Origin of the sequence: Sulfurimonas sp. SWIR-19 (genome assembly GCF_020410885.1) — a bacterium.
GTDB lineage: Bacteria > Campylobacterota > Campylobacteria > Campylobacterales > Sulfurimonadaceae > Sulfurimonas > Sulfurimonas sediminis.
In genome coordinates this window covers 2,090,321-2,116,109 of the sequence record NZ_CP084578.1, presented here as the reverse complement: position 1 = coordinate 2,116,109, position 25,789 = coordinate 2,090,321, and the positions used below count along the sequence as shown (strand labels likewise).

Genomic DNA, 25,789 nt, shown 5'->3' with positions numbered 1-25,789 from the left:
TATGTTACAATTACACCAGTGGAAGAGAGCCGAAGCTCCCTTTTTAATGTAACGGTGTAGCGAGCACCATTAAAACCACTAGTATAAGTATTAAATACACAAGGTTTCTCCTTTCTTGGAGATACCCTCACACTTCCAAATTCCCTTAAAACACCCATACGCTAAAGATAAACCTTGCTTGTAACAATCGAATTATATCATATGAAATGGGTAGGACTTTTTCAAATCCCCCTCTGCGCACCATAACCCCCTATTTTACGGACTTTCAAAGCAATATTTAAAAACTGGTACCATTTGAGTGTTAGTATGACCTGGAAGTTCACTGCCATTAAGACAGTTCAGGTTTAGGTTCCGATATCTCATAACCCTGGGCATAATCTATACCCATTTTTTTTACATAGTTATAAACTTCCAAGGAACAGACAAATTCGGCAATCACAGGAATGTTTTTCTGGTGAGCATAGTCGAGTATTGTTTTTGCAGTGATTTGGGAGTTTTTGTCTGCAACGATATTTTTTATAAATACCCCGTCTATTTTTATAAAATCAATTTTTAGGTTGTTGAGTTGTCCGAAATTTGAACATTCTGCACCGAAATCATCAATGGCTAGTTTACACCCGAGATCATGCAAAATATTAAGTGTTTTTTGAATCTCTTTGTGTTTTGCGATACTGTTGTTTTCCAAAATTTCAAAGGTCAGTCGTTCCGGACTGATGCTGTATTTTTCGATATTTTTTTTCACAACTGCCATAAACTGCGGATGTTTCAAGTCATAGTCACTGATGTTGACTGTAAAATTATAAGAACTGGTCTGAATTTTTCTACAGGCCTCTTCAAGTATTATTTTAAATATTTCAAAGAGCTGTCCGCTGTAGCGGGCGGCATCCAAAAAATGGTAGGGAGAATAGATTTCACCCTCATACTCTATGCGGACCAGACTTTCATACTTTTCAATTTTATCTGTTTTAAGATTTTTTATAGGCTGAAAATAGGTAAGAATCCTATGCTCACTCAGGGCATCCCGGATTCTTCCTGTCCACAAAGAGTTTGAATGGATAGTGCGGAGAATTGTCAAGTCATCACTGTACTTTTTCAGATTGTTTTTTCCATACAGACGTGCCTCTTTTAAGGCAAATTCTGCTTTTTGTATAATGTTTCCATAGTCATCAAGCACCACGCCGATACTGGCAGTCAAATGTATTTTAATACCGTTGATGGAGAAAAGATGGTTGTAAATGTCATCTTTTACCTTTGTAATTCTCTGCTCGGTTGAGAGAGTGTCTCCCTGGGTATAGAGCATGGCAAAAACATCTGCATCAAGATGAAAAACCTGGGCATCCTGTGTATATTTTTCTAGTAAAAAACGAGAAAAAGCCCGCAGAACCTTGTCTCCAAAATCAAATCCGTTATGGTTGTTAATGACACTGAAATCATCAATGTTGATAAGTATGAGAGATTTCTTTCCTGTACTGCTGAGATTTTCAGAGAGTTTGAGCCGATTTGGCAGTTTTGTCACCTCGTTTGTAGTCATCTTCGTGTAAATTTCATCTTTTTTGTCTTGAATGTCTTTAAACTGCTGGTACTGTTTAATGGCTGCACGCACAGTCAGAAAGAATTTTTGAGACTCGATGCAGGCGCGTGATCTATAATCATTTATATCATAATGCTCAAGAATTTTATCAGTCGGAACGGCTGAGTCTACACTGTCTATAATGACTATGCGCATAGTAGTACTGATTTGTCCCCGAATGTAGTTGATTAACTGTAGTCCGCCGCTCAGCTTTTCTATATTGATATCTATAAAGGCAACAGCGATATCTTTATTGTCTTGAATGATTTTTCGTGCTTCTTCTGCGTTGTGTGCATGGAGTACTTTGAGTTTTTTATGGAAAATGACGGCATCTCCCAACTTTTCTTTTAAAATATCGTGGACAAAAGCATCATTGCCAACCAGTAGTATTTCCCAAAATTTTGTAGACATTATGAACTCCATGCGTTAGTAACTATTATATATCGCTGCTCATAAAACTTTTATTAATCAATTAAATGAGGATTGTCAGAAGGAAAGGCTTTTTGTCTGTACTAAGAAGACAAGGAGTCTGATTCCTGTAACTCAGGTTTCGGTTCTGCTATTTCATACCCCTGCACATACTCCACGCCCAAAGCTTTTACATAATCATATACTTCTTTGGAACAGACATATTCGGCAATAACAGGAATACCTTTTTTATGGGCAAAGTCAATAATAGTGGTAGTAACTATCTGAGAATTTTCATCTGTTACGATATTTTTGATGTAGGCTCCGTCAATCTTAATAAAATCTATGGGCAGGTTGTTCAGCTGTCCAAAATTTGAACACTGGGCACCAAAATCATCTATGGCAAGATGAAAGCCTTCATCATGGAGTTCGTTTAACAGGGCCTGGATGTTTTTATTGTGGGCAATACTGTCATTTTCCAAAATTTCAAAAGTGATGCGGGAATGGGGCAGATTGTATTTTTTGAGTATTTTTTTGACTGTTGGAAGAAAATCAGGGTACTGCATATCATACTGGCTGATATTTACCGTAAAAAAGCAAGTGCTTTGGGTGGCTTTTTTACAGGCCTCTTCCAAAACAAACTGAAATATTTTAAATATCTGCCCGCTGTAGAGTGCCGCATCCAAAAAGTGAAAGGGAGAGTAGATTTCATTTTCGTATTCAAGTCTGACAAGGGCTTCGTATTTAATGATTTTACCGGTTTTTACTTCCAAAATAGGCTGAAAATAGGTATGCATTTTGTTGTTGTGCAGGGCATCGCGTACTCGTGTGCTCCATAATGAGTTGGTATGAATCGTCCGGAGTATGTTTAAATCATCTGTATATTTTTGAATACTGTTTTTGCCGTAACGGCGTGCCTCTTTGAGGGCAAACTCCGCTTTTTGGATGATGTTGCCGCGTTCGTACAGCGCAATACCTATACTTGCCGTCAGGCGTGTTTTTATACCGTCTACGGTAAAAGTGTATTTTGCAATATCATCTTTGATGCGTAAAATATTCTCTTCGGTTGTTTCATTTTCGAGTTTGACACAAAGCAGTGCAAAATTATCGGAGTGCAGATGAAAAACCTGAGAATATTTGCCATATTTTTTTTCCAAAAATTTTGCAAAAGCACGCAGAACTTCATTGCCAAAGGCAAAACCGTTGTGTTCATTGATGAGGCTGAAGTCATCTATATTGATGAGTATAAGAGATTTTTCTCCCATTGTGTCGAGGCTTTCGGAGAGTTTTACTCTGTTTGGCAAATGGGTAACATTGTTGGTCGTCATCTTTTTATAGATTTCATCTCTGCTGGCTTTTATCTCTTTATACTGTTCATACTGCTTGAGTGCCGTTCTGATAATCAGATAAAATTTGTCACTGACTATCTCTGCTCTCTCTTTGTAACCGTTAATATCATAAAGGTCAAAAATCTTATTTGCAGGAACAGGAGAATTCCCGCTGTCTATCATAATGATTCTTATGTTGGTATTGTGTAAAACATCTCTTATATGTTCCACAAGTTTCAGACCGGCATCGGGTGTTTCCATAGATATATCTATAAAAGCAAGGGAGGTGTCGGAGTTGTCTTTTAAGAGCTCTTTGGCTTCTTTGGCACTGTGTGCATGGAGGATTTTGACAGGTTTGTTTTGAATTGAAATATTTTGCAGTTCTTTTTTGATCACATCATGCACAGCAACATCATCATCAACGACTAAAATTTCCCAATATTTTTCAGACATCATTATATTTCCTAGTAGTATTACCCATAGCCTAGCATGAAAAAGATTAATATTTGTTTATAATAAACGGGGGGGAATACCGTTAAGCCAATAAAAAGTTTTAGTTTTTTTTTATAACCCGGGTTTTGAGACGCTAAAGTGTGACTCGTGAGAAAAACTAAATTTTTTGCTGTAATTTAGGCTTTACAGACGCAAAGCCGGCACTGAAGTACCGGTTCCGAATTCATTTTTTTAAAAAGCCCATATTTTGGTATTAATTTTGTTGAGTTGGACAGTTTTTTGGAACCGGTACTTCAGTGCCGGCGGGTGTTTGCAGTGCAGAAAAATTCTAGTTTTGTGTGACAGTCGGAGCAAAAGCCTTTGTACTGAGTCTGACACTTTGTCCGATTTGGAGATTTTTGGCTTCTGTGGAGCTGACGACAACCTCGACGAGTTGCTGGCCTATAGCCACAACAGCGATATAGATGACATCTGCTTTTTTAATATCGAGCAGTTCTCCCTCAAAAGAGAACTTTTGACTGCCTTGTGTTTTTAGGAGTACTTCCTTTGGTGCGCCGTCATTGATGATTTTTCCGTTTTGTAACATGATGACACGAGAGGCAAGACGGTATATTTCGCTGGGATCGTGACTGACCATAATGGTTGTCGTACCGAACTCTTTATGCAGAACAAGCAGTTCGTTTTGCAGTTTTGTACGCATGGCAGGGTCAAGAGCTGAGAGGGGTTCGTCAAGCAGTAGTATTTTTGGTTTTTTCATCAAGGCACGGCAGATGCTGACTCTTTGTTTCTGTCCGCCGCTGAGGCTGTTTGGATAACGTTTTTTGAGACTCGAGAGTTCGCTCAGTGCTAAAAGATGCTCGGCTAATTTTTTGTCATTGTTGACAAAAAGCAGATTTTTTTCTACACTCATATTTTCAAAAAGGGCATAATCCTGAAAGACAAAACCGATTTCTCTTTTTTGAACAGACAGAGCACCTTTTGCATCAAGCCAGACGCTGTTTTGTACAGTGATGCTTCCTTCAGCCTCTTCAAGTCCTGCGAGGATGCGAAGCAGAGTTGTTTTTCCGCTGCCGCTTTTTCCGCCAAGCGCTACAAACTCGCCCTCTTTTATGCTAAGCTTTACATGTAAAGGCATAATGCCCTCGGCTCCGTGGAGCGTTTTTGTGACATCTATATGTATCATAATCCAAACCTTCTGTTGTGTCTGGCATTAAAGATGTAAACGCTCAGAAGCACTATAAAAGAGATGCCTACCATTATGGCGCTGTAGATATGTGCGGCAGTGTAGTCCATATTTTCCACCATTTCATAAATGGCAACAGAGGCTACCTTTGTCTCACCCGGTATGCTGCCGCCTACCATCAAGACAACGCCGAATTCTCCGACCGTGTGGGCAAAAGTAACAATGACGGCAGTCAGTACCGCCGGTTTCATATTTGGCAGGGCGACAAAAAACAGCGTTTGGAATTTGCTTTTGCCGGCAATGTAACTGGCTTCAAGCATATTTTTGTTAAGACTCTCAAAACCGTTTTGCAGAGGCTGTACCATAAAGGGTAAAGAGTAAAAACAGCTTGCCACAACAAGCCCTGTAAAAGAAAAAACAAGTTTGACACCAAAAGTCTCTTCAAAAAAGTGACCGATTGGGGAGCTGTATGCAAATGCCCAAAGCAGATAAAATCCCAAAACAGAAGGGGGCAAAACAATCGGCAAAGCAGTGAGGGCTTCTAAAAAAGGTTTTGTCCGTGATTTTGTCTGCGAGAGAAACCATGCAAGTGGCAGGGCGATACAAAAGAGAATAAAAGCTGTCAAAGCCGCAAGTTTGAAGGAGAGTATAAAGGGTTCAAAACTCATGAGAGTATCTCCTTGAGTGACAAATCACTTGATTTTATCAGAGCGATGACAGATTCCCCTACATGTAACTGCATTTTTTTTAAAGAATCGCTTGTGATGATGGACTCTAAAACATCGTCATGAAATTGTAATACTACAACAGACAAGAGCTCTCCGACTTCAATGGAGTGCACCGTTACATGTAACTGGTTTGCATGGCTCAACGCTCCCTGGAGATTTTTTGCGATGGCAATGGCTGTGGGTTTACATGTAAGGAGAACTTCTGTGTTGCGTGTGAGTGTTTTTGGTAATTCAAGGCTCATCATACCCAGAGTACTCTCATTACATGTAAAGTGTACTATATGTAAGTTTTGTACTGTTTGGATTGCTGCTACTTTTGCTGTAATTGTATTCATTGTACACTGTATCCGTAGGCTTTGAAAATCTCTTTTGCCTGTTGTGAGAGTAAAAAGGTGTAAAAAGATTGTGCGTCTGCATTGTCTGTGGCATGCTTGAGCAAAACAATGCCCTGTGCAATGGGTGTGTAGAGTTTAGGATCGACATCTTTAAAATTGACAGCTTCTTTATACTGTTTCATTTTAGGAGAAAAGAGTGCAGATTTAGCGATAAAACCCAAATCAGCTGCCGTGACTGCATAGGCAACAGTCTGTCCGACAGACTCTCCGTAAATAAGTTTCTTTTTGATTTTACTGTATAAAGAGGCGTTTTGCAGTGCCTGACGCGCTGCTATTCCGTAAGGTGCGGTTTGCGGATTGGCTATGGCTATTGTTCTGATATTTTTGTCAAGAACCAGCGCAATTCCCTGAGAAAACTCTCTTTTTTTTGTGCTAAAAAGAGCAAGCGCACCCCGGGCATACACAATAGGTTTGGTCAGAGCAAAGCCTTTTTCGTATAATTTTTTTGGATAGGCCATATTTGCAGAGAGAAAAATGTCATAAGGTGCGCCGTGCATTATCTGTGCTGTGAGTTTTCCACTGCTGCCTGTAGTCATTTGTATTTTTGTTTGCGGATTTGTTTTTTGAAATTCTTTTATCAGCCGGGGAAGGGCATAACTGACATTTGCCGCAGTTGCAATGTTGAGAGTGCCCGCCAAAACAGTTGTAAAGGAGAATAAAAGTATAATAAGATAATTTTTCATTACAAGATTATAGCAGAGAAACCCTAATCGACAAAGCTTATAAATGACTTAAATTCAGTTGTTTATAAGTTTATGCAGTTATACTTCCATCAAATAAAATTACTTGAAGGGTTCGAGAATGAAATTTACAAAAATTGCAACTCCTGAACAAATCGATCAAAAATGGGTTTTGATTGATGCTGAGGGTAAAACATTCGGTCGTATGATCACTGAAGTAGCAACTATACTTCGTGGGAAAAACAAACCGTGTTTTACTCCTAATATCGACTGTGGTGACTATGTAGTTATCATCAATGCTTCTAAGGCAAAATTTAACGGTCTTGGAAAAATAGCAAATAAAGAGTACTTTTCTCACTCTGGTTACTTCGGTAGCACAAAGAGCGTTAAAATGACTGAGCTTTTAGAAAAGAACCCTGAGAAACTATACAAATTAGCAACTCGCGGTATGCTTCCTAAAACAAAGCTTGGTGCTAAAATGCTTAAAAAATTAAAAATTTATGCAGGTGCTGAACACCCTCACACTGCACAAATTGCTAAATAAGGACTGATTATATGGCAAATAAAATATATGCAACAGGTCGTCGTAAAGCCTCTGTAGCAAAAGTATGGTTAACTCCAGGAACTGGTAAAATCACTATCAACGGTCTTTCAATAGACGCATGGTTAGGTGGACTTGAAGCGAAAAAACTTCGTGTAAAACAGCCACTTGTTGTAACAAAACAAGAAACAAATGTTGATATCGTTGCTACTACTTTAGGCGGTGGTTTCGGTGGTCAGGCAGATGCACTTCGTCACGGAATTTCTCGTGCTTTGGTAGCATACAACCCAGAATTAAAAGCAATGCTTAAACCTGAAGGTATGATGACTCGTGATTCACGTGTTGTTGAACGTAAAAAACCAGGTAAGCGTAAAGCTCGTCGTTCTCGCCAATTCTCTAAACGTTAATTCGTTTCTTTTATCAATGCTTTTTGCATTGGTAAAATTCTTTTTTATCTCCTCTTTGCAAAGTACATATTAAAATAAATTAACTCTATTAGTATATAATGTCTGTTCCATAAAAAAGCAGGTATTCCTATGAAAAAAACAACGCTCATTCTAACACTACTTACTATACTCATAATTCTTCTTTTTCCGTTTCTCGGCAACAGTTTCATGCAAAAACTTATAGATGAAAATATTCAGGTTTTGCAGTCACAGGGTCTGGTACTTAAAAAGAGTACAAAAGAGACCGGTTATCTTAACACAAAACAGCATTTTGAATTTGTTTTGCAAGATACACAGGCACTGCAAAACTATTTACGTTTTTACACAAAATCAACAGTGCCGCCGGCTGTAGAGAAAGTTTTTCAAGGCGCGACAATAGGCGCAGATGTCGCCTACAGCAATATCCCCTTTTCAAAGGCTGTGACTGTAGAGGTATATCCTTTGCAGCTTGCAAATACGCTTATGCAGGAGATGAAAAAAAACAATCCACAGGCCTACAGATATTTCAGTGACTTTCTTGATGCAAAAGGGCTTTTGTATCATGTAGAGTATAATGTGCTCAGTAATGATTTTAACGGTTTTGTCAAAGATATAGATGCACATTACAGTGTGAAAAAGAATGCAAATGTGCGTATGCAGTTAGAAGGTGCCAGGTTCAGCGGAGAGGGAAACATTTTTGCAGCACAAAAGCTGACTTTTCATATACAGACAATGAAACTTGCTTTAGAAGATGCTGCAAATGCACTCTCTTTTGAGATAAATAATTTACAAAACAGGAGTGAATTTGCATCTTTTTCCCACTATACAACGGATACTGAAGTATTTCAAATCAGGTTTTTGATGAAAAATTCTCAGGATGATATCAATATATCTCTTGATAATGTGGATATGGCGTCCTCTGCTTCTGAAAAAGATGACAAAGTGGCATTACATTCCAAAAGCTTTATAGATACTTTGGTATTTCACACAAATAAATTAGACTTTTCTCTTAAAGCATTGCACAGCGATATCGCTATTGAGGGTTTGGACAAACAAAGCTATGAAAAGTTTTCGCAGTTACTCGCACAGTCAAAGCAGATAAGGCAGCAGGCCTTGCTTGGAATGCTTGCACATGGTTTACATGTAAAGGTGTCGGACCTCTCTTTTGAAAATATAACACTCAACAGCATTGAAGAACTTGGCAGTATGAAAATTCAAAGTGATTTGAAAATAGCACAGGACAAAGATTTTGCCAAAAAACTCAAGATGTCGCCTCTGTTGCTTCTTGCAAATGTGCAGATAGATATGAAGATCAGCCTGGCAAAGGCACTCTATCTCAAAATGATAGAAGATACTCCTGCGGCAGCGGTGATTGTATCCTATGCAAAAGAGGATGCGCAGAGTGTCTATTTTGACATAGTGTTTAAAGAGAGCAGACTCACTGTAAATGGTAAAGTTGTACAGTAATGGCAAAGACGTTTTTTTTTCTTTTTTTTTCCTTGAGTTTTTTCTTAGGCACTCTTAACGGAGCCACCTTGCATCTGGCCACATCGTCAAATCCTTCAAGGCTAAATCCTGTTTTGGCGACAGATTCTTCTTCCTCGGAAATAAGCTCTTTTATATTTAACGGGCTTGTCAAATATGACAAAGATTCCAAAGAGATTATAGGGGATTTGGCAGAGAAGTTTTATTTTAAAGACAGACAGACACTTGTTTTTGAACTCAAAAAAAATGTTTTGTGGCATGACGGCAAAAAATTCACTGCCAAGGATGTGCTCTTTACCTATAAAACACTTCTCTCAGATAAAATAGTTTCGCCTTACAGTTCAGATTTTCGTTTTGTCAAAAGTGTCAGGATTATCAATGACTACAAGATAGAAGTACGATATACAAAACCCTACTTTAAAGCACTTGAGACATGGATGATGGGGATACTCCCCGAACATATTTTAAAAAACGAAAAAAACCTGATGAACGCCTCTTTTAATACACATCCGACAGGTACAGGTCCCTATAGGCTGACACGTCTTGAATACTCAAAAAACATAGAGCTTTCTGCTTTTGATGCGTATTTTGAGGGCAGACCAAAGATAGATACTGTTTCTTTTCATGTTATCGGTGATGCAATGACAAGATTTTTGATGCTTAAATCAGGACAACTGGATATCGGAAGTGTAGAGCCTTTCGTCTATGAAAGACAGCTGACACAGAAATTTTTTGAAAATTTCAATATATATGAAAAAATCACTCTCTCCTATACATATCTCGGGTTTAATCTGCGAAAAAAGAAGTTTCAAAATCCCAAAATCAGACGTGCACTCTCTTTGGCGATTGACAGACAGGAACTCATCGACATTCTTTTTTTAAAACATGCAAAGGTCTGCACGGGTCCTTTTTTGCCGGGAACCATTGCCTTTAATCCTGATGTTAAAGCGCCGACGCAAAATATTCAGGAGGCAAAAAGACTTTTAAAAGAGGCAGGATATGATGCAAACCATCCCTTTACTTTTGAGATAGCCACTTCAAATGCCAGCTCCATTCGTCCGTATGCGGCAGAAATACTGCAGTATCAGCTCAAAAAAGCCGGTGTAATTGTCAAGCTGAGAGTCATGGAATGGCAGGCTTTTTTAAATATGGTGGTTTTTCCGCATAAATTTGACACGGTTCTTTTGGGCTGGGGACTCTCGCCTACACCCGACCCCTATATGTTCTGGCACTCAAAAAGTGACAAACCGGGCGGTTTTAACCTTGTAGGTTATCACAACAGTGAAATAGACGCCATGATAGAAAAATCACAGGCGACGATTGAGAGAAAAAAACTGGGACGGCTGTGGAGAAAGATGTTTAAAATCATTGCAGATGACAATCCTTATCTTTTTTTGTATATTCCAAATGCCATTACGGCTGTGAACAAAAAGATAAAGCATATAAAACCGGCACAAAGCGGTATATGGCACAACTACATACAATGGGAGAAGAACTGACGTGATAATATTATTTGACTTGGACGGTACACTTATAGACTCTACAGAGGCAATTTTGGAGAGTTTTCACAACTCCTTTGCAGTGCACGGCTTCTCTGTACCCGATGATGCACAGATAAAGGCGCTTATCGGACATCCTTTGGATGTAATGTACAGAGAACTCGGGGTGGATGAAGCACTTGTTTTGGACTTTGTCACTACCTACAAAGAGCATTACAGAGAAATCTCCACGCAAAAAACAAAACTCCTGCCAAATGCGAAAGAGGCTGTAGAAGCGGCAGCCGCGTTTGCATCTTTGGGAATAGTGACAACAAAAACAGGAAAATACTCCCGGATTTTAATGGAACACTTCGGATTAATGGATAAATTTGAGGTCCTTGTCGGCAGAGAACATGTGCAAAATCCCAAACCGCATGCGGAACCGATTTTAAAAGCTCTGCAGAGTTTTGATACAAAAAACAAAGAGATATGGATGATCGGAGATACACAGATGGATCTGTTGTCGGCAAAAAATGCCGGTGTCAATTCCATCGGTGTTTTAAGTGGTTATGAAGAGGAAAAAAGTTTAAAAAAGTTTTCTGACATTATATTTAATGATTCTTTGGATGCAATCGGTTATCTGAAAAGTAGAAAAACCGGACACTTTATAGTATAAGTTAATCTTAATCATATTATCAAGCTAACTTTAAGTGGGTCTGTTCTAAAATAGAGCTTAAGAATTGACAAAAATTGTTAAAGTAAGTTTCTTGAAAATTGAAGGAGAATTTATGCTAGAGATTAGATGGCATAGTCGTGCAGGCCAAGGTGCTGTGACAGGTGCGAAAGGTTTGGCAGACGTTATTTCTACAACTGGTAAACATGTACAGGCGTTTGCCTTTTATGGTTCTGCAAAACGTGGAGCTGCAATGACAGCATATAATCGTGTTGATGATAAAGTAATCATGAATCATGAAAAATATATGGAGCCTGATTATGTTTTTGTTATAGATCCTGCTTTGGTATACACAACAGATGTGACGGTAAACGGGAAAGATGATACAAAATACATTATCACAACACATATGAGTACAGAAGAACTTGTTGCCTCTCAGCCAAAACTTGAGGGCAAAAATGTTTACACGGTTGACTGTATTAAAATTGCACAAGAAACGATTGGGCGTCCTATTCCTAATACACCGATGCTTGGTGCTTTTATGAAAATATCCGGCATGTATGATATTGAATTCTTTAAAGAGAATATGATGAGAATACTCAACAAACTGCCTAAGAAAATTGTTGATGCAAATATGATCGCCATACAGCGCGCATATGACGAAGTAAAATAAGGAGCTATAGATGGCAAATACAGGTTGGGACGAATTTGAAATCGGAGCGATGCTTCGTACGTTTGATGGTGCAGTAGAAGATATTGCGGGTACACTCCAAGAAGACCGCCCATACTCACAAAACAGCTCTTTTTCTGCAAGTGTTGCTGATTGGAGAATTGAAAAACCGGTTTTTAATAAGGATTTTTGTATTGATTGCCAATTCTGCTGGGTGTACTGCCCGGATATTTCAATTATTTCAAGAGATAAAAAAATGATAGGAATAGATATGGATCACTGTAAAGGGTGTGCAATCTGTGTTGAGGTTTGTCCGACAAATCCAAAATCACTTTTAATGTTCCCGGAACAAGCAGACGAAGAAACAGAAATAGCAAATTGGCCTGCTAAAGAGACAAAGGAGAAATAGATGGCATTTGATAAAATGGAATTAAGAGATATCGAAGTATGGGATGGAAACTTTGCAGCTGCACAGGCAATGAGACAGTGTCAGATTGATGTTGTTTCCGCATACCCGATTACGCCGTCAACTCCTATAGTTGAGGGATATGCAAAATTTTTGGCAGACAACTATGTCGAGGGTGAATTCGTAATGGTTGAGTCTGAGCATGCCGCAATGTCGGGATGTATCGGTGCTGCAGCGGCTGGCGGACGTGTTGCTACTGCAACATCTTCACAGGGTTTTGCTTTAATGGTTGAAACACTTTACCAGGCTTCTGGTATGCGTTTGCCGATTGTTTTAAATGTTGTAAACCGTGCATTGGCTGCACCGCTGAACGTAAATGGTGACCATTCGGATATGTATCTTGGACGCGACTGCGGTTGGATACAGCTTGATGCATACTGCCCTCAGGATGCGTATGACTTGAACTTTATCGCTTTTAAAGTGGCGGAAGATCATGATGTGAGACTGCCGTGTATGGTGCACCAGGACGGTTTTATGACTTCACATACTGCACAAGGGGTTCATACTTTAGATGATGATACAGCATACAGTTTTGTAGGTGATTTCAAACCTATGAACGATATGCTTGATTTTGAACATCCGGTAACACATGGGGTGCAAACAGAAGAAGACTGGCATTTTGAGCATAAAGCGCGTCAGCACCATGACCTTATGACAAAAGTAATGCCAAAGATTCAAGCAGCCTTTGATGAGTTCGAGAAACTCTCAGGCAGAAAATATAACATCGTTGAAAAATATGATATGGATGATGCGGATGTTGCCGTGGTTTGCATGGGTACTTCAGTGGAAACTGCCCGTGAAGTGGCAACAGAGATGAGAGAAAAGGGTATCAAAGCCGGTGTTGTCGGGCTTCGTGTTGTTCGACCGTTCCCGTTTTTTGAAATTCAAGAAGCGCTTAAAGATGTAAAAGCGATAGCAGCACTTGACCGTTCGTCTCCAAACGGAGCGCCGGGTATGCTTTTTAATGAAATTGCGGGTGCACTTTTTAACACAGATACAAAAGCCTTGCTTTCGGGTTACATTTATGGTCTAGGCGGGAGAGATTTGACAAAAAGACATCTCACAGACCTGTATACTGAACTGCAGGCAAATGCTGATGCTGGCAAGGTGCTTACTCCATTACAACAATTTATCGGTGTTCGTGGACCGAAATTACAATTTTTATAGGAAAAAACGATGAGCGAAATGAAAAAAATTAAAAACTTAAAAGAGTTTTCTACATCAGCAGACCGTTTTGAAGGGGCAAATCTTCTTTGCCCTGGTTGTGCACATTCTATCATTGTTCGTGAAGTTTTGAATGCAACAAATGATGACCTGGTTCTTTCAGCATCTACCGGATGTTTAGAAGTTTGTACAGCAGTGTATCCTTATACTTCATGGGATGCTTCATGGATTCATATCGGTTTTGAAAATGGCTCAACTGCTGTGGCGGGAGCTGAAGCTATGTATAATGCCCTTAAAAGAAAAGGCCGTCTCAAGCAGCCTGACCGTAATCCTAAATTCGTATCTTTTGCCGGTGACGGTGCTTCTTATGATATCGGTTTTCAGTGGATTTCAGGCTGTATGGAGCGTGGGCACAATATGATGCATGTTGTTTTGGACAATGAAGTCTATGCAAATACAGGCGGACAGCGTTCCTCTTCAACACCAATAGGTTCAAGCACAACAACTGCACCGGCAGGTCGTGTAAGCTACGGTGAAAAGAAAAACAAAAAAGATATGGTAAGTATTATGGCAAGCCACGGTATTCCGTATGCGGCGCAGGTGGCTCCAAACAAATGGAAAGATATGGTCAAAAAAATTCAGCACGGTATGGCGGTTGAAGGGCCTGTATTTATCAATGCGGTTTCTCCTTGTACTACTGAGTGGAAATTTGATCCAAAAGACACAATGCTGTTAACGGACCTTGCGACTGATTCACTGGTGTTTCCACTTTATGAAATCATTGACGGGCATGAGTTAAACATAACATACAGACCGAAAAATGTTATTCCGGTTGAAGAGTATTTAGCTGCACAGGGACGCTTTAAGCACCTGTTCAAAGATGAATACAAACACCTTATAAAAGAGTGGCAAGAGCGTGTAGATGCAAACTGGGAGTATCTAAACAGAAGAGAAGAGGCGCGAGTTTAATCTTCGCGAACTTCTAGCTTCGGCATAATTTGCACAGAACTCTGACACGGCATACTACAGTATAGCCTTAGTCAGAGCTCAGCACAACTTCCACCAAGTCTAAAATTTCTTTATTCCTGAAATCTTTTGAATTATTTATAAACTTTCTCGGAACCCGTACTTCAGTGCGGGCTGTGTGTCTTAAAAGACTAAGGCCTAGGTTAAAACCTAGGTTCCAAGACAACATCAGTTGTTTTTCTGAACTTAATAGCATGAAGACTTCAGTCTGGGCTAAAATAGACACCTACTTTCATACTTCAATTTATCATCAATTTTTTTCGCTAAAATATATATACCAATAAATTTAAGGATATTTACCATGCCACTATTAGACAGTTTTACAGTTGACCACACGATTATGCCTGCACCTGCAGTGCGTAAAGCAAAAGTGATGAAAACACCGTGCGGAGACAAAATTACCGTTTTTGATCTGCGTTTTTACAAACCAAACGAAGATAAAATGGACGGACGCGGGATTCATACTTTAGAACACCTTTTTGCGGGTTTTATGAGAAATCATTTAAATTCAAAACATGTTGAGATCATAGATCTTTCACCAATGGGGTGCCGTACAGGTTTTTACATGTCTGTTATTGGTACGCCTGATGAAAAAAGAGTGGCAAAAGCATGGAAAAAAGCCATGGAAGATGTCTTGCATGTAAAGAGTAAAAAGGATATTCCTGAACTCAATATTTACCAGTGTGGAACATATAAAATGCACTCTCTTAAAAATGCCAAAAAAATTGCCAGTGACATTCTTTCGCATAAAATAGGTGTGATGGATAACAAAAAACTGCAACTGAGTAAAAAGAAACTTAAAGAGATAAACGGCTAATGTTAGTTTTAGTACCGATGAACACTACAGATGTGCAAGAAGCCGAGATTACACCTGTTTTAGAAGCAAAAACCTGGGCGCAGCTTCGTATAGAAGAAGGGGAACTTGTAGAGGTACTGCATTGCGACACATACGACGGTTTTGAGAACTGGTCTGAAGCCGTTGTTGTCAACAGTGACGGCGAGCCGGTTATGGACTTTATGAATATGTCTATGATGGTGCTCGTGGCACATACGCAAAAAACGATTGATGATATAGTAGAAGCCTATTTGTTTCGTGAGCTGCACGACTTGGCATACTAAAGAAAGATTTTGTATGGAATTAAAACAGTTTTTGGAGCTTTTCAACCCTTTGCCGGGGAATCATTACCTGCAAGTTACCGACAAAATTGATGCAACAACACTTGCTTTGCAAAAAATAATTGCAGAAGTAGAGGGTGAATTCCATCTTGCACTCTACACGCAAGATGCAGTGAATATACCTGCTGCCCTGGAGCAAACTAACATACAAATTATAAACAGCTTTGCAAAACCCTTTCGTGCGCTGCCGCGTGATAATGACATGGTAATTTTCAAAGATCTCCTGTTTCAACACAGCAACCCTGATTTACTGCTAAGAATCGCCTACACAACACTTGCAAATACGGCAAATATAATCATCATGCAAAAGAAAGGGACGACGGATACAGCAAAGACAAAAGAGCTGTTGGAAAAGTTTGAATTTCGTGCCCCCAATGCCATAGAGATACTGCCGGAATATGATCTGGTCATGGCAAAAAAAATGCACATGTGGGGCAATGGGTTGTAGTAAAATTCCGTGTCAAGTAACTTCAAAGTAGCACTTTTGAGTGCTACAACCTCCAAACTATACTTCCAAATATTTAGTTTTTTTTTAAGTTACGCTTTAGCGTTAAAAGTCCGCGTTCCAGGAGAATGCTTAACTTAATGGCATTGAGAATTTATGGTGGATACGAAAATACACATTATTACATAAAAAAAGCTAAAAAACAAAAAAAATCATATTTTGTACTATTTTTTATGTTAGTATTTTATTTTTAACATAAAGGGGAAAAAATGAATATTTTCAGTTATATTGGATTGCCAGTAGCGGCAGGTCTGCTTTTAGTAGGATGTGGGGGAAGCGGCGGGGACTCAACACAGCCACAATCTTCAGTGATTACAGGACAGTTTATAGACGCGGCAGTTACAGGTTTAGAGTATAAATGTTCATCGGGTACAGAGGGCCTGACGGATGCTTTAGGGTACTTTACATGTAAACAGGGGGACAATGTAGCTTTTAGTATTAACGGGCTTTCTATCGGTTCAGCACCTGCACAAGCTATAATCACGCCAATAACACTCGCAGCAGATAATAATACAACTGCAACAAATATTGCACAATTACTCCAAACACTTGATAGTGACAACAATCTATCAAATGGGATTACCATAGATAGTGACTCAGAAGAAGTAAAATCACTTAAAGGTGCAAATATTTCCATGGATGCCATAGATTTTGATTCTGTTGCCAAGTCCTATATCGGAAAAGATTTGGTAGATGAAGCAAGTGCCACAGCTCACATGCAACTCAATGTGAAAAATGCCACAAACAATAAAGGCGTCACTTCGCTGTCTTCTGTAATGATTCGAACAAATGCAAGACCGGAGATGTGTTCATCACAAACCTATACTGAATCAACTTTTGAAGGTTATGGATCATTTGAAGAGTTTGTTAATGCCGGAGGCAGTGCAACAACAGAATATTTTAACGGAGACAAAAGCTGTTCAGAGTATTCTGCTGCAGGTTTTTGTGATGCTCAGGAACTACCTGCAGCGTTAAATGGCAATGGTTCATGTGTCTGGATTGTGACATATCCTTCAACAACGACGGATACAGGAGCTACAGGGGGGGCAAATAATACAGATAATACAACTGCTACCGTAGGTGGAATTTCATACGAAGATTACGCAACAACTTATAAGCCTCTGATGCCAAACTTGCGTCCTGATAATGTATATTTCAATGGAAGTGCATATGATTCAAATAGTTCAATGACTACACTTTATAATAATTTGAATGCTCCAAGAATGAGTGATGCTCTATATATTATAGGAGCACACCCATATTCTTTCTATGAAGTTTCGGAGCACACATACACTGATAACAGTTTAAGTCGTCATTCTTATGGAGTTGACAAAAATAGTTCTAGTCGACGTAATTACGATGACACATCTTCTTATGCTATTACACAAGAAGGTAATATAGTCAAATATACCACTACAAATGGCTATACCAATGAAATTCACTTTTCACAGACTATAACTGATCCAGATGTCCTAAAACAAATGTATGCAGATGTCAATGTAAGTATTGACTTTGCACAAGGGGACAGAGGTCAGTTTATGCTTGGAAAATGGACAGATTCTTCAGGTGTTTTTAATTCTGCATTTATAGGATTACTCTTAAATGAGAGTGCTTTTCAAAAAGTTAAAGATCATTATGATGTACAAATGGCAGCTCAGTAGCACACTTACAAAAGGAGATGATGATGTATTATGCTAAAGAGATAAATATGTGGCCAACTGAATCCGGTTTGTTTGATTCATTAGAAGAGGCTAAGAGGTGGGGAGAGCAAAATCTCAAAGGAAAGTGGAGCGTCTATAAAAAAGGTCTTTTAAGGGATGAAGAAGTTTATACTTATGGTGGATAACGAAGATGAGAGTTGCTAAAAGTTTATTTTTCTTTCTTTTAATGCCTGTTTATCTAGGCTTGGTTTATTATAAAACTGTGTATGAGAGTGATATAGAAGGGCTTTTGGCTCTCTCGGTTATTATGTTGTTAGTCTATTTGCCTTTTGCATCTTTGCTTGCGCAAGAGAATGCAGAGTTGAGTATTTATAGCTTGCTTGAAAACGAAGAGGCAAATAGATATTTGAATTTACTTTTTTTGTTTGTAGGGATGTTTGTACTCTTGGCGGGAGTGATTTTTGCTCTCACTTTTTTTCATATGGGTCATTTGATTGCAAATATGGGAATGTTCAATATAGGTATTGCACTTACAATATATGCCGTATGGGTATTACTCACACACAGGTTGTTTCTTATTTGGTTAGAGAGTGACCTGATAAATTTTTTAAAAATGGGTTTTATGCTTTTTTTAATCATAGGTCTTTTTATAGCACATGATATCTCAAATATCCATCAGGAAGTTGGCTTTACTTATATGGTGACTTTAGCTTGGACCGTTGTCAAAGACATCTTTTTCTTAATCATATTGATGCCGGCATTTTTTAGTTATATGCTCGGTTTTGTAGGAGATAGCAAAAAAGAAAGTATAGGTGGTATAAGCCTTCTCCCTTTACTCTTTACTCTCCCTGGATTTTTATTTGCATATATTGTTTTTGTGTTGTTTATAGATTGGGCTTCAGGATTTATCAATAGTTTTAACAGCTACCAGGCAGCACTTGCGCTAAGTGTCAGTATGATTGTTATAAGTGCTTTAGGAACATACTTTCAACTACGAGTATTTATGGGAACATTTTTTAAACAAAATGTACAGAAATTGAGTTACGTTTTTTTAGGAATATTTTATGCAACCATGATGATACATATGAATCTTGTTGACAGTATTGATAAAACTGCAAGTAGTATCAGTCATATGCAATGGGAAGCAAAACATGTTAATAAAAAACTACAAAATTTTATGAACTCAAAAATATAAAAAGTTCGTTTAATATCAAGTTCAAGCTCTTTATCTATAAGCGATAAAGATATGCTATGATACGTTTAAAAAAATCATGACATACCAGTACCTCAAAAATCTCAAAACCTATAATCAAACCATTAAATTGCTTCATAGCGATAATTTTGCCATGATGGTTGGTTTTTTTCATTTTGTTTTTGTCCAAAAACGCCATGTCACCCTGAATCACACGACCATCCTTGCTTACCTTGAAGATTATCTTTACGATATTCATCAAAGTGATCCTAATGCGTACCCAAAAGATGCCAAAGCATACCTGGATGATTTTGTCAGTGATAAAAACGGCTACTTAAAGAGGTATCAGGGGAGTGAAGATGAGGCGATGTATGAGCTTACTCCTCACACCCAAAAGGTGTTTGAGTTTTTAGAAAGTCTGCAACAGCGGGAATTTGTAGGGAGTCGTACAAAATTTAACATTATTTTTGAACTGCTTGAGGAGTTGGAATTTGAGACCCATCTTGATGATGCACAGCGAATTGCTGCGCTTGAAGCGGAAAAAAGAGCTATTGATGAGCGTATTGCAAAAATAAAAGCCAAAGAGGATTTGCGTTTTGACAGCAGCCGCATAAAAGAGCATTTTATGCTCATAGAAGAACAAAGCCGTAAACTCAAATACGATTTTGCACAAATTGAGTACAACTTTAGGGAGTTAAACCATAAAACAATGGTAAGTATTGCCAACGCAGAGGGTGCAAAAGCAGGTGTTTTAGACTCTATTTTTGAGAGTGAAGAGCAGATACGACAGAGTGATCAGGGAAAGAGTTTTTTTGCTTTTTGGCAAATTTTAACCGATGCACAAAAAAATGAGAAACTCTCACAAATGCTGGAAAAACTTTATGCAATAGACGTCATCAAAGAGTTTGACAAACATGAAAGTGTAAAAAATCTCAAACACGACCTTTTGCTTCATGCAAGTAAAATTACAAAAGTCTCTTCAAAACTTATAGAACAGCTTCGTAGATTTATTGACAACAGGGTGTGGATAGAAAATAAAAAAATTTTGGAGTTGTGTAAAAACATAGAAAAAACAGCACTTGAGATAAAAGAGGATGCACCGACAAAAAGAGATTTTTATTCTATGATGGGCAGTGGGGTAAAAGTTGACAGTGTTTTTGAAAAAGGGCTCTATCAGCCAAAAGAGGCAACAAAGTTTCATCAAGAAATAAAACAAGACGATACGACAATTGTTGATTTGGAGAGCTTTTACAATCTTTTTTATGTAGATGAAGCACTTTTACAAAACAACATCAATACACTTTTGCAACTCTATCCACAGGTAACGCTTCAAAAAGTCGTGGAGCAGTTTCCTATCACCAAAGGGATAAGTGAACTTGTCGGCTACCTCTCTTTGGTGCAAAAATCTGAAGATACAATTATAGAGATGGACAAAAAAATTAAAATTAAAATTGATGATGCAAAAGAGAGTGCAAAATGGGCACTTGTGCCAAATATCATCATCACACGGGGAGAATTGTAGATGAATACAGATGCCAAAACAGCCATCATCTTACTTTTGCAGGGAATATTTTATAAAAGTGACAACGAAAAAGTTTTTTATGAATTGCTTTACAACAGCTATGGAGCGGTTGCGGAGTATTTTGAAACGATTGGTTTAGCACTAATCATAGATGAAAATGACGGCTATGCCTACTTAAAAAACAGGGTGTATGAAGAGGGCGAAGAGCCGCTGCCAAAGCTGATAAAGAGTAGAGAGCTGAGCTATAAAGTCTCTTTGTTATGTGTCGTACTGCGACGCAAAATTGCCGAATTTGAAGTGCAGTCAGAACATGAAAGAGCGGTGCTTGGCAAAGAGGATATTCAAGGGGCTTTGGAGCTTTTTTTGGGTACAAGTTTTAATGAACTCAAAATGCAAAAAGAGATAGAAAGCACCATCAAGAAAGTGGAAGATTTGGGGTTTTTAAAAAGACTCAAAACAGCCGATGAAATGTATGAAATAAAGCCCTCCATTAAAGCATTTGTCAATGCAAGCTGGCTGGATGATTTGGACAAAAAATTGCAAGAGTATAAAGAGGCAAAAGTATGGAATTAAGATTTGATTTTGCACAAGATGATGCAAGTGCGGGGTTTCGCCTGCAACATTTTGAGTTTTACAACTGGGGAACTTATGATAAAAAGATTGTGACATTGCCGCTTGAAAAAAGCAATGCACTTTTAACCGGTGATATCGGCAGTGGTAAATCAACCATAGTTGACGCGCTGACAACTCTTTTGGTGCCGCACAATAGAATTGTTTTCAACAAAGCAGCCGGAGCAACAACAAAAGAAAGAACTCTTTACTCTTACATTGTCGGGGAGTACAAAACAACACAGGATGAGAATTTTGGTCATTCCAAAGCGGTAAGTCTGCGTGATGAAAAAAGTTACAGTGTTATTTTGGGCAGGTTTGAAAACATCGGTTATGATGAATCGCTAACCCTTGCACAATTTTTTTATATAATAAACAAGCAGGTACATAAGTTTTTTATTGTTTCAAAATCGACTTTGAGTATTAAAGAGGACTTTTTTGGTTTTAGCGACATTCGGGCTTTAAAAAAATCACTCAGACAAAACAAACATACGGAGGTGTTTGATACTTTTAAAGAGTATTCACACTCTTTTCGCCGTGAGATGGGCATTAAAAATGAGCAGGCTTTAAACCTTTTTTATCAGACGGTTTCGCTTAAATCTATAGGAAATCTTACAGAGTTTATTCGCGCTCATATGCTTGAAGATACAAAGATAGATACACAAATAGATGAGTTGTGCAACAACTTTGCCGAGCTTAATCATGCTCATGATTTAGTGCTGGAGGCAAAAGAGCAAATTAGTATGCTGCGTCCCATAGAAAAAGAGTATAAAAAATATACAAAAGTGGAGAAAGAGCATACACTTTTTGTGATGATGCGCGAGAAGTTAGGGCGTTTTTTTAGTCTGTTTGAGCGGGAGCTTTTAGAACAAAAGCTACAGGAATATGCCCTTGAATTGACAAAAAAAGCTTCACTCAAAGCGTTGCTTGATGAGAAAATAGAAACACTCTCCAATGATATAGTAGAGATCAAATTAGATTTGCAAAAAAACGGAGCCGACAGATTAAACGCAATAGAGCAGGAGATAAAACAAAAAAATCTCTTTTTACAAGAAGCAAAAAAACAAAATCAACACTACAATGCACTTTTGAAACAACTCTCTTTAAAAGCCGTTTCAAACGAACACAGCTTTTTAAAAACAAGACAGATACTTACAGAAGAACTTGAGGGCATAGAAGATGAGCGAACACGCTATCAAAATCAGCTCACAATGGATAGAGTAACCCTTGCCACGTATGAACAAAAACTGCAAGGGCTCGATGTAGAGATAGCGCACCTTCAAAACAATCCTTCCAATATTCCCCACCATATTTCAGTTATGCGTGATGCTATGGCAGAGAAATTGGGAATAAAAAGAGAAGCACTTCCTTTTTTGGGTGAATTAGTAACAGTCAAAGACAAGCGCTGGAACGGTGCCATTGAGCGAATACTCCATAACAGTGCGCTTTCTTTATTGGTCGACAGTGATGTATACGAAGCGGTGAGCAGTTATGTCGAAGAGACAAAACTGGGTGCAAAGCTTGTTTATCTTAAAGTAGATACTACAAAAAACAGCAACGATTTTGTTCAAACGGTACCAAATTCGATTTTACAAAAGATTGAAGTCAAGGCAGATTCTCCTTTTGTCGGTGTGGTCAATAAAATTTTACAAGAGCGCTTTAACATCGCCTGTGTAGAGAATATGGCTGATTTTAGACGGATGAAAAAAGCACTTACTATTCACGGGCAGTTTAAAACAAGTCTGATGCGACATGAAAAAGATGACCGATTTGACATTAACGATAAATCGCGTTGGGTTTTAGGCTGGGATAATCTTGCAAAGTTGCATGAACTGCAAGAACAGCAAAACCACACGCAAGAAAAAGCTATACATGTAAAGCAAAGAATTAAGCAAACACAAGAAAAAGAACGCTCACTTCAGACAAAGCGGGATGCTCTGCGAGATATTTTGCAATACGAAGATTTTGCTGCAATTGACTGGTACCGTTATGCCAAAGAGATAGAAGCGCTTCAAGCGGAGATGGAGGCTTTACAAAGCAGTAGCGATATTATTCAAACACTCAAACAACGACTTTTGGAGGTGGAAAAAGAGCTTAGGCAAAAGAGGTTTGAACTTGACAGTGTGACTCAGAAGATAGGGGAGTTAAAACAAAAACAAGACACAAGAGAGTTGGCACTTGGCAAAGCAAAACTCATTATAGAAAACGAGGAGCTTCCAGGTGAGATAGAAGCTGCCCTGCAAAATCTCAAAAGTGAGTTAGTCACTGCACCGCTTAATCTCAATACAATAATAACAGCACAAAAAACACTCCGTGAGTATATACAAAACGAGATTGACAAATATGTGAAGATGAAACAACGCCTTTCGCAAAGTATTATGACCCATCAAAGCAGTTTTATTAACCGTTTTCCCGTACTTGCCAAAGAGTTGTATGCTTCTGTAGAGAGTTGTGATGAGTTTAATGCCAAACTTGAGGAGTTACAAAAAGACAACCTTCCAAAGTGGGAAAAAAAGTTCAAAGCACTCTTTAAAGAAAAAACAATTCAAAATATCGTGATGTTGCAAAGCCGTTTGGATGAATATGCCGGTGAGATAAAGACAAAAATAGAAACTATCAATAAATCACTCACAGACATAGAATACAGTGAGGGTACCTTTATAGAACTTGTTGCCAATAGTGCTGCAAATGTAGAGATAAAAGATTTTAAACAGACACTCAAACAACTCACTACGGGTGCAGTCGATGAAAATAACATTTACGATGAACAGAAGTTTTTGCAGATAAAAGAGCTTATAGCACGATTTAACGGACGTGAGGGGTATGTGGATGTTGATAAACGCTGGCGTAAAATAGTTACAGATGTACGCAACTGGTTTACATTTAGTGCCATAGAAAAGTATATGAGTGATGGCAGTACGAAAGAGTATTATGAAGACAGTGGCGGAAAATCGGGTGGACAAAAAGAGAAACTTGCCTACACCGTGCTGGCGTCTTCTTTGGCGTACCAGTTTGGTTTGGAGTATGAAAAAATTCAAAGTCGTTCTTTTCGTTTTGTGATGATAGATGAGGCGTTTGGAAGAGGAAGTGATGAGAGTACCCGTTATGCACTGCGTCTTTTTGAAAAACTCAAACTTCAGCTTTTGGTTATTACACCCAAACAGAAGATAAATGTCATAGAACCATTTGTAAAAAGTGTTCATTTTGTCGCAAACCCAAGCGGAATGGATTCTTCGCTTATCTCTATGCAGATTGAAGAGTATGTGAAAAATAAAAAGGGCTGACAGATGGATTTTTATAATGTTGCCGCTATACAAAAACGCTTACAACGCTTGTATGACAGCGGAGGTATTTTTCGCCTCTATATCCAAAACAAGCCTTTTACCCCTGTAAAAATCCCCCTTAAAAAGCCAAAAGAGCAGGAATTGCTTCAAGCATTTTCTCTGATTTTAAAGCAAAAAGAGAAACTTGAACGCTCAGGGTATCCTCTGGAGTACAGGGCGTTTCATTTTAAGAAGATGGGCATGCAAAAACTGCCTGTTTTTGTAGTTGTCAATGATAAAGAGCAGTTTCTTTTGCTGATAAATGAAAAAGAGGAGTATGCTCTTTTTGTGCAGTGGTATGAGTATTTGTTCAAGCACTACCCAAAACTCAAAGAACTTTTTTTTGTAAAACCGAGGCTTGTTGTGGAGTATGCAAAAGAGTGGGAGAAATTTGTTTTGATACTCGGTTTTTTTACCCATAATCCATCTCCAAATATCTATATAAGAGAGATAAGCCTTAAAGGTATTGACACGAAATATATACAAAAACATCTTAAAATTCTTGATATTTTGCTCTCATGCATTTTAGAAAGAGAGCCACTTGCAAGCATAAAAGATTTTGCCTTTGAAAAACGCTACGGGCTTAAATATATACTGCCACAGGTACGTTTTAGAATTTTGGATGAACGGCTGCGTATGTGTGGATGTGATGATATTACATTGACTCTTGAGCAGTTTGAAGCTTTGGAAACAGATTGTCAAAGAGTGTTTGTGATTGAAAACAAAATAACCTTTCTCTCTTTGCCTCAGCTTCAAAGCAGTATTGCAATTTTTGGGAGCGGGTATAATATCGGTATTTTAAAAAATACACGCTGGCTTGAGACAAAGGAGATATATTACTGGGGTGATATTGACATGGACGGCTTTGCCATCCTTTCTAAAATGCGTTCATATTTTCCACAAACAAAGTCATTGATGATGGATATCAAGACACTGCAACAGTACAAAGACCGCAGTGTAAGCTATAAAGGCGCCAAAGAGACAGAACTAAAGCATCTGACCCAAGAAGAAACAGTAGTCTACAAACGGTTGGCATCACATTATTATGGGGAAAATTTCAGACTGGAACAGGAGATGATTCCTTTTGATGAGGCAAGAGAAGTGCTTCATCAAGAAACCATCAAATAA

25 protein-coding genes are annotated in these 25,789 nt (G+C 38.4%); 19 read left to right on the top strand and 6 right to left on the bottom strand.

All coding sequences use genetic code 11. From position 1 onward, the window contains the following. Positions 1-328 precede the first annotated feature (328 nt). The 6 genes from LCX93_RS11025 to modA form a co-directional block, all read right to left on the bottom strand. Positions 329-1,981, bottom strand: a complete 1,653-nt coding sequence (locus LCX93_RS11025; RefSeq protein ID WP_226066326.1) for a GGDEF and EAL domain-containing protein — start codon at positions 1,979-1,981, stop codon at positions 329-331. A gap of 101 nt (positions 1,982-2,082) precedes the next feature. Then, positions 2,083-3,762 carry a bifunctional diguanylate cyclase/phosphodiesterase gene (locus LCX93_RS11020; RefSeq protein ID WP_226066325.1) on the bottom strand — a complete coding sequence of 560 codons (1,680 nt, stop codon included), beginning with the start codon at positions 3,760-3,762 and terminating at the stop codon, positions 2,083-2,085. A 325-nt stretch (positions 3,763-4,087) separates the two neighbouring features. Further along, positions 4,088-4,942 (bottom strand): ABC transporter ATP-binding protein, encoded by an 855-nt coding sequence (locus LCX93_RS11015; RefSeq protein WP_226066324.1) that lies wholly within the window; start codon positions 4,940-4,942, stop codon positions 4,088-4,090. Then, a complete protein-coding gene (modB, locus tag LCX93_RS11010) occupies positions 4,939-5,610 on the bottom strand; it encodes a molybdate ABC transporter permease subunit (protein WP_226066323.1) in 672 nt (223 codons plus the stop codon). The genes LCX93_RS11015 and modB overlap by 4 nt, the downstream gene beginning before the upstream one ends. Next, complete coding sequence (locus tag LCX93_RS11005) at positions 5,607-6,005, bottom strand: TOBE domain-containing protein (protein WP_226066322.1); 399 nt, start codon at positions 6,003-6,005, stop codon at positions 5,607-5,609. The genes modB and LCX93_RS11005 overlap by 4 nt, the downstream gene beginning before the upstream one ends. Next, positions 6,002-6,748, bottom strand: coding sequence for a molybdate ABC transporter substrate-binding protein (gene modA, locus LCX93_RS11000; RefSeq protein WP_226066321.1), 747 nt, complete (start codon positions 6,746-6,748; stop codon positions 6,002-6,004). The genes LCX93_RS11005 and modA overlap by 4 nt, the downstream gene beginning before the upstream one ends. A gap of 118 nt (positions 6,749-6,866) precedes the next feature. Here modA and rplM point away from each other — a divergent pair, with 118 nt between their 5' ends. The 19 genes from rplM (at position 6,867) to LCX93_RS10905 (ending at position 25,789) form a co-directional block, all read left to right on the top strand. Next, positions 6,867-7,289 (top strand): 50S ribosomal protein L13, encoded by a 423-nt coding sequence (rplM, locus tag LCX93_RS10995; protein ID WP_151899450.1) that lies wholly within the window; start codon positions 6,867-6,869, stop codon positions 7,287-7,289. Between the two features lie 11 nt (positions 7,290-7,300). Beyond that, a complete protein-coding gene (gene rpsI, locus LCX93_RS10990; RefSeq protein ID WP_226066320.1) occupies positions 7,301-7,693 on the top strand; it encodes a 30S ribosomal protein S9 in 393 nt (130 codons plus the stop codon). Between the two features lie 129 nt (positions 7,694-7,822). Further along, the gene (locus LCX93_RS10985; RefSeq protein ID WP_226066319.1) at positions 7,823-9,178 is read left to right on the top strand and encodes a YdgA family protein; all 1,356 of its coding nucleotides are present in this window, start codon (positions 7,823-7,825) and stop codon (positions 9,176-9,178) included. After that, positions 9,178-10,695 carry a peptide-binding protein gene (locus LCX93_RS10980; RefSeq protein WP_226066318.1) on the top strand — a complete coding sequence of 506 codons (1,518 nt, stop codon included), beginning with the start codon at positions 9,178-9,180 and terminating at the stop codon, positions 10,693-10,695. The genes LCX93_RS10985 and LCX93_RS10980 overlap by 1 nt, the downstream gene beginning before the upstream one ends. Before the next feature lies 1 nt (position 10,696). Then, positions 10,697-11,350 carry an HAD family hydrolase gene (locus LCX93_RS10975; RefSeq protein ID WP_226066317.1) on the top strand — a complete coding sequence of 218 codons (654 nt, stop codon included), beginning with the start codon at positions 10,697-10,699 and terminating at the stop codon, positions 11,348-11,350. 112 nt (positions 11,351-11,462) lie between these two features. After that, positions 11,463-12,020: a pyruvate flavodoxin oxidoreductase subunit gamma gene (locus LCX93_RS10970; RefSeq protein ID WP_226066316.1), complete on the top strand. Its 558-nt coding sequence runs from the start codon at positions 11,463-11,465 to the stop codon at positions 12,018-12,020. A gap of 10 nt (positions 12,021-12,030) precedes the next feature. Next, positions 12,031-12,426 (top strand): 4Fe-4S dicluster-binding protein, encoded by a 396-nt coding sequence (locus LCX93_RS10965; RefSeq protein WP_226066315.1) that lies wholly within the window; start codon positions 12,031-12,033, stop codon positions 12,424-12,426. After that, positions 12,427-13,650 (top strand): 2-oxoacid:ferredoxin oxidoreductase subunit alpha, encoded by a 1,224-nt coding sequence (locus LCX93_RS10960; protein WP_226066314.1) that lies wholly within the window; start codon positions 12,427-12,429, stop codon positions 13,648-13,650. Positions 13,651-13,659: 9 nt separating this feature from the next. Next, a complete protein-coding gene (locus LCX93_RS10955; RefSeq protein ID WP_226066313.1) occupies positions 13,660-14,616 on the top strand; it encodes a thiamine pyrophosphate-dependent enzyme in 957 nt (318 codons plus the stop codon). Positions 14,617-14,974: 358 nt separating this feature from the next. Then, on the top strand, positions 14,975-15,490 hold the full coding sequence (gene luxS, locus LCX93_RS10950; protein WP_226066312.1) for an S-ribosylhomocysteine lyase: 516 nt from the start codon (positions 14,975-14,977) through the stop codon (positions 15,488-15,490). Further along, on the top strand, positions 15,490-15,792 hold the full coding sequence (locus tag LCX93_RS10945) for a hypothetical protein (RefSeq protein ID WP_193150572.1): 303 nt from the start codon (positions 15,490-15,492) through the stop codon (positions 15,790-15,792). Before luxS ends, LCX93_RS10945 begins: the two co-directional genes overlap by 1 nt. A gap of 13 nt (positions 15,793-15,805) precedes the next feature. Then, positions 15,806-16,297 (top strand): hypothetical protein, encoded by a 492-nt coding sequence (locus LCX93_RS10940; RefSeq protein WP_226066311.1) that lies wholly within the window; start codon positions 15,806-15,808, stop codon positions 16,295-16,297. 266 nt (positions 16,298-16,563) lie between these two features. Further along, a complete protein-coding gene (locus LCX93_RS10935) occupies positions 16,564-18,015 on the top strand; it encodes a hypothetical protein (protein ID WP_226066310.1) in 1,452 nt (483 codons plus the stop codon). 23 nt (positions 18,016-18,038) lie between these two features. Continuing rightward, a complete protein-coding gene (locus tag LCX93_RS10930; protein WP_226066309.1) occupies positions 18,039-18,200 on the top strand; it encodes a hypothetical protein in 162 nt (53 codons plus the stop codon). 5 nt (positions 18,201-18,205) lie between these two features. Then, the gene (locus tag LCX93_RS10925; RefSeq protein ID WP_226066308.1) at positions 18,206-19,210 is read left to right on the top strand and encodes a hypothetical protein; all 1,005 of its coding nucleotides are present in this window, start codon (positions 18,206-18,208) and stop codon (positions 19,208-19,210) included. Positions 19,211-19,286: 76 nt separating this feature from the next. After that, positions 19,287-20,729 carry a DUF3375 domain-containing protein gene (locus LCX93_RS10920; protein WP_226066307.1) on the top strand — a complete coding sequence of 481 codons (1,443 nt, stop codon included), beginning with the start codon at positions 19,287-19,289 and terminating at the stop codon, positions 20,727-20,729. Next, positions 20,730-21,302, top strand: a complete 573-nt coding sequence (locus LCX93_RS10915) for a DUF4194 domain-containing protein (RefSeq protein WP_226066306.1) — start codon at positions 20,730-20,732, stop codon at positions 21,300-21,302. Then, positions 21,293-24,622: an ATP-binding protein gene (locus LCX93_RS10910; protein WP_226066305.1), complete on the top strand. Its 3,330-nt coding sequence runs from the start codon at positions 21,293-21,295 to the stop codon at positions 24,620-24,622. The genes LCX93_RS10915 and LCX93_RS10910 overlap by 10 nt, the downstream gene beginning before the upstream one ends. Before the next feature lie 3 nt (positions 24,623-24,625). After that, the gene (locus tag LCX93_RS10905; protein WP_226066304.1) at positions 24,626-25,789 is read left to right on the top strand and encodes a Wadjet anti-phage system protein JetD domain-containing protein; all 1,164 of its coding nucleotides are present in this window, start codon (positions 24,626-24,628) and stop codon (positions 25,787-25,789) included.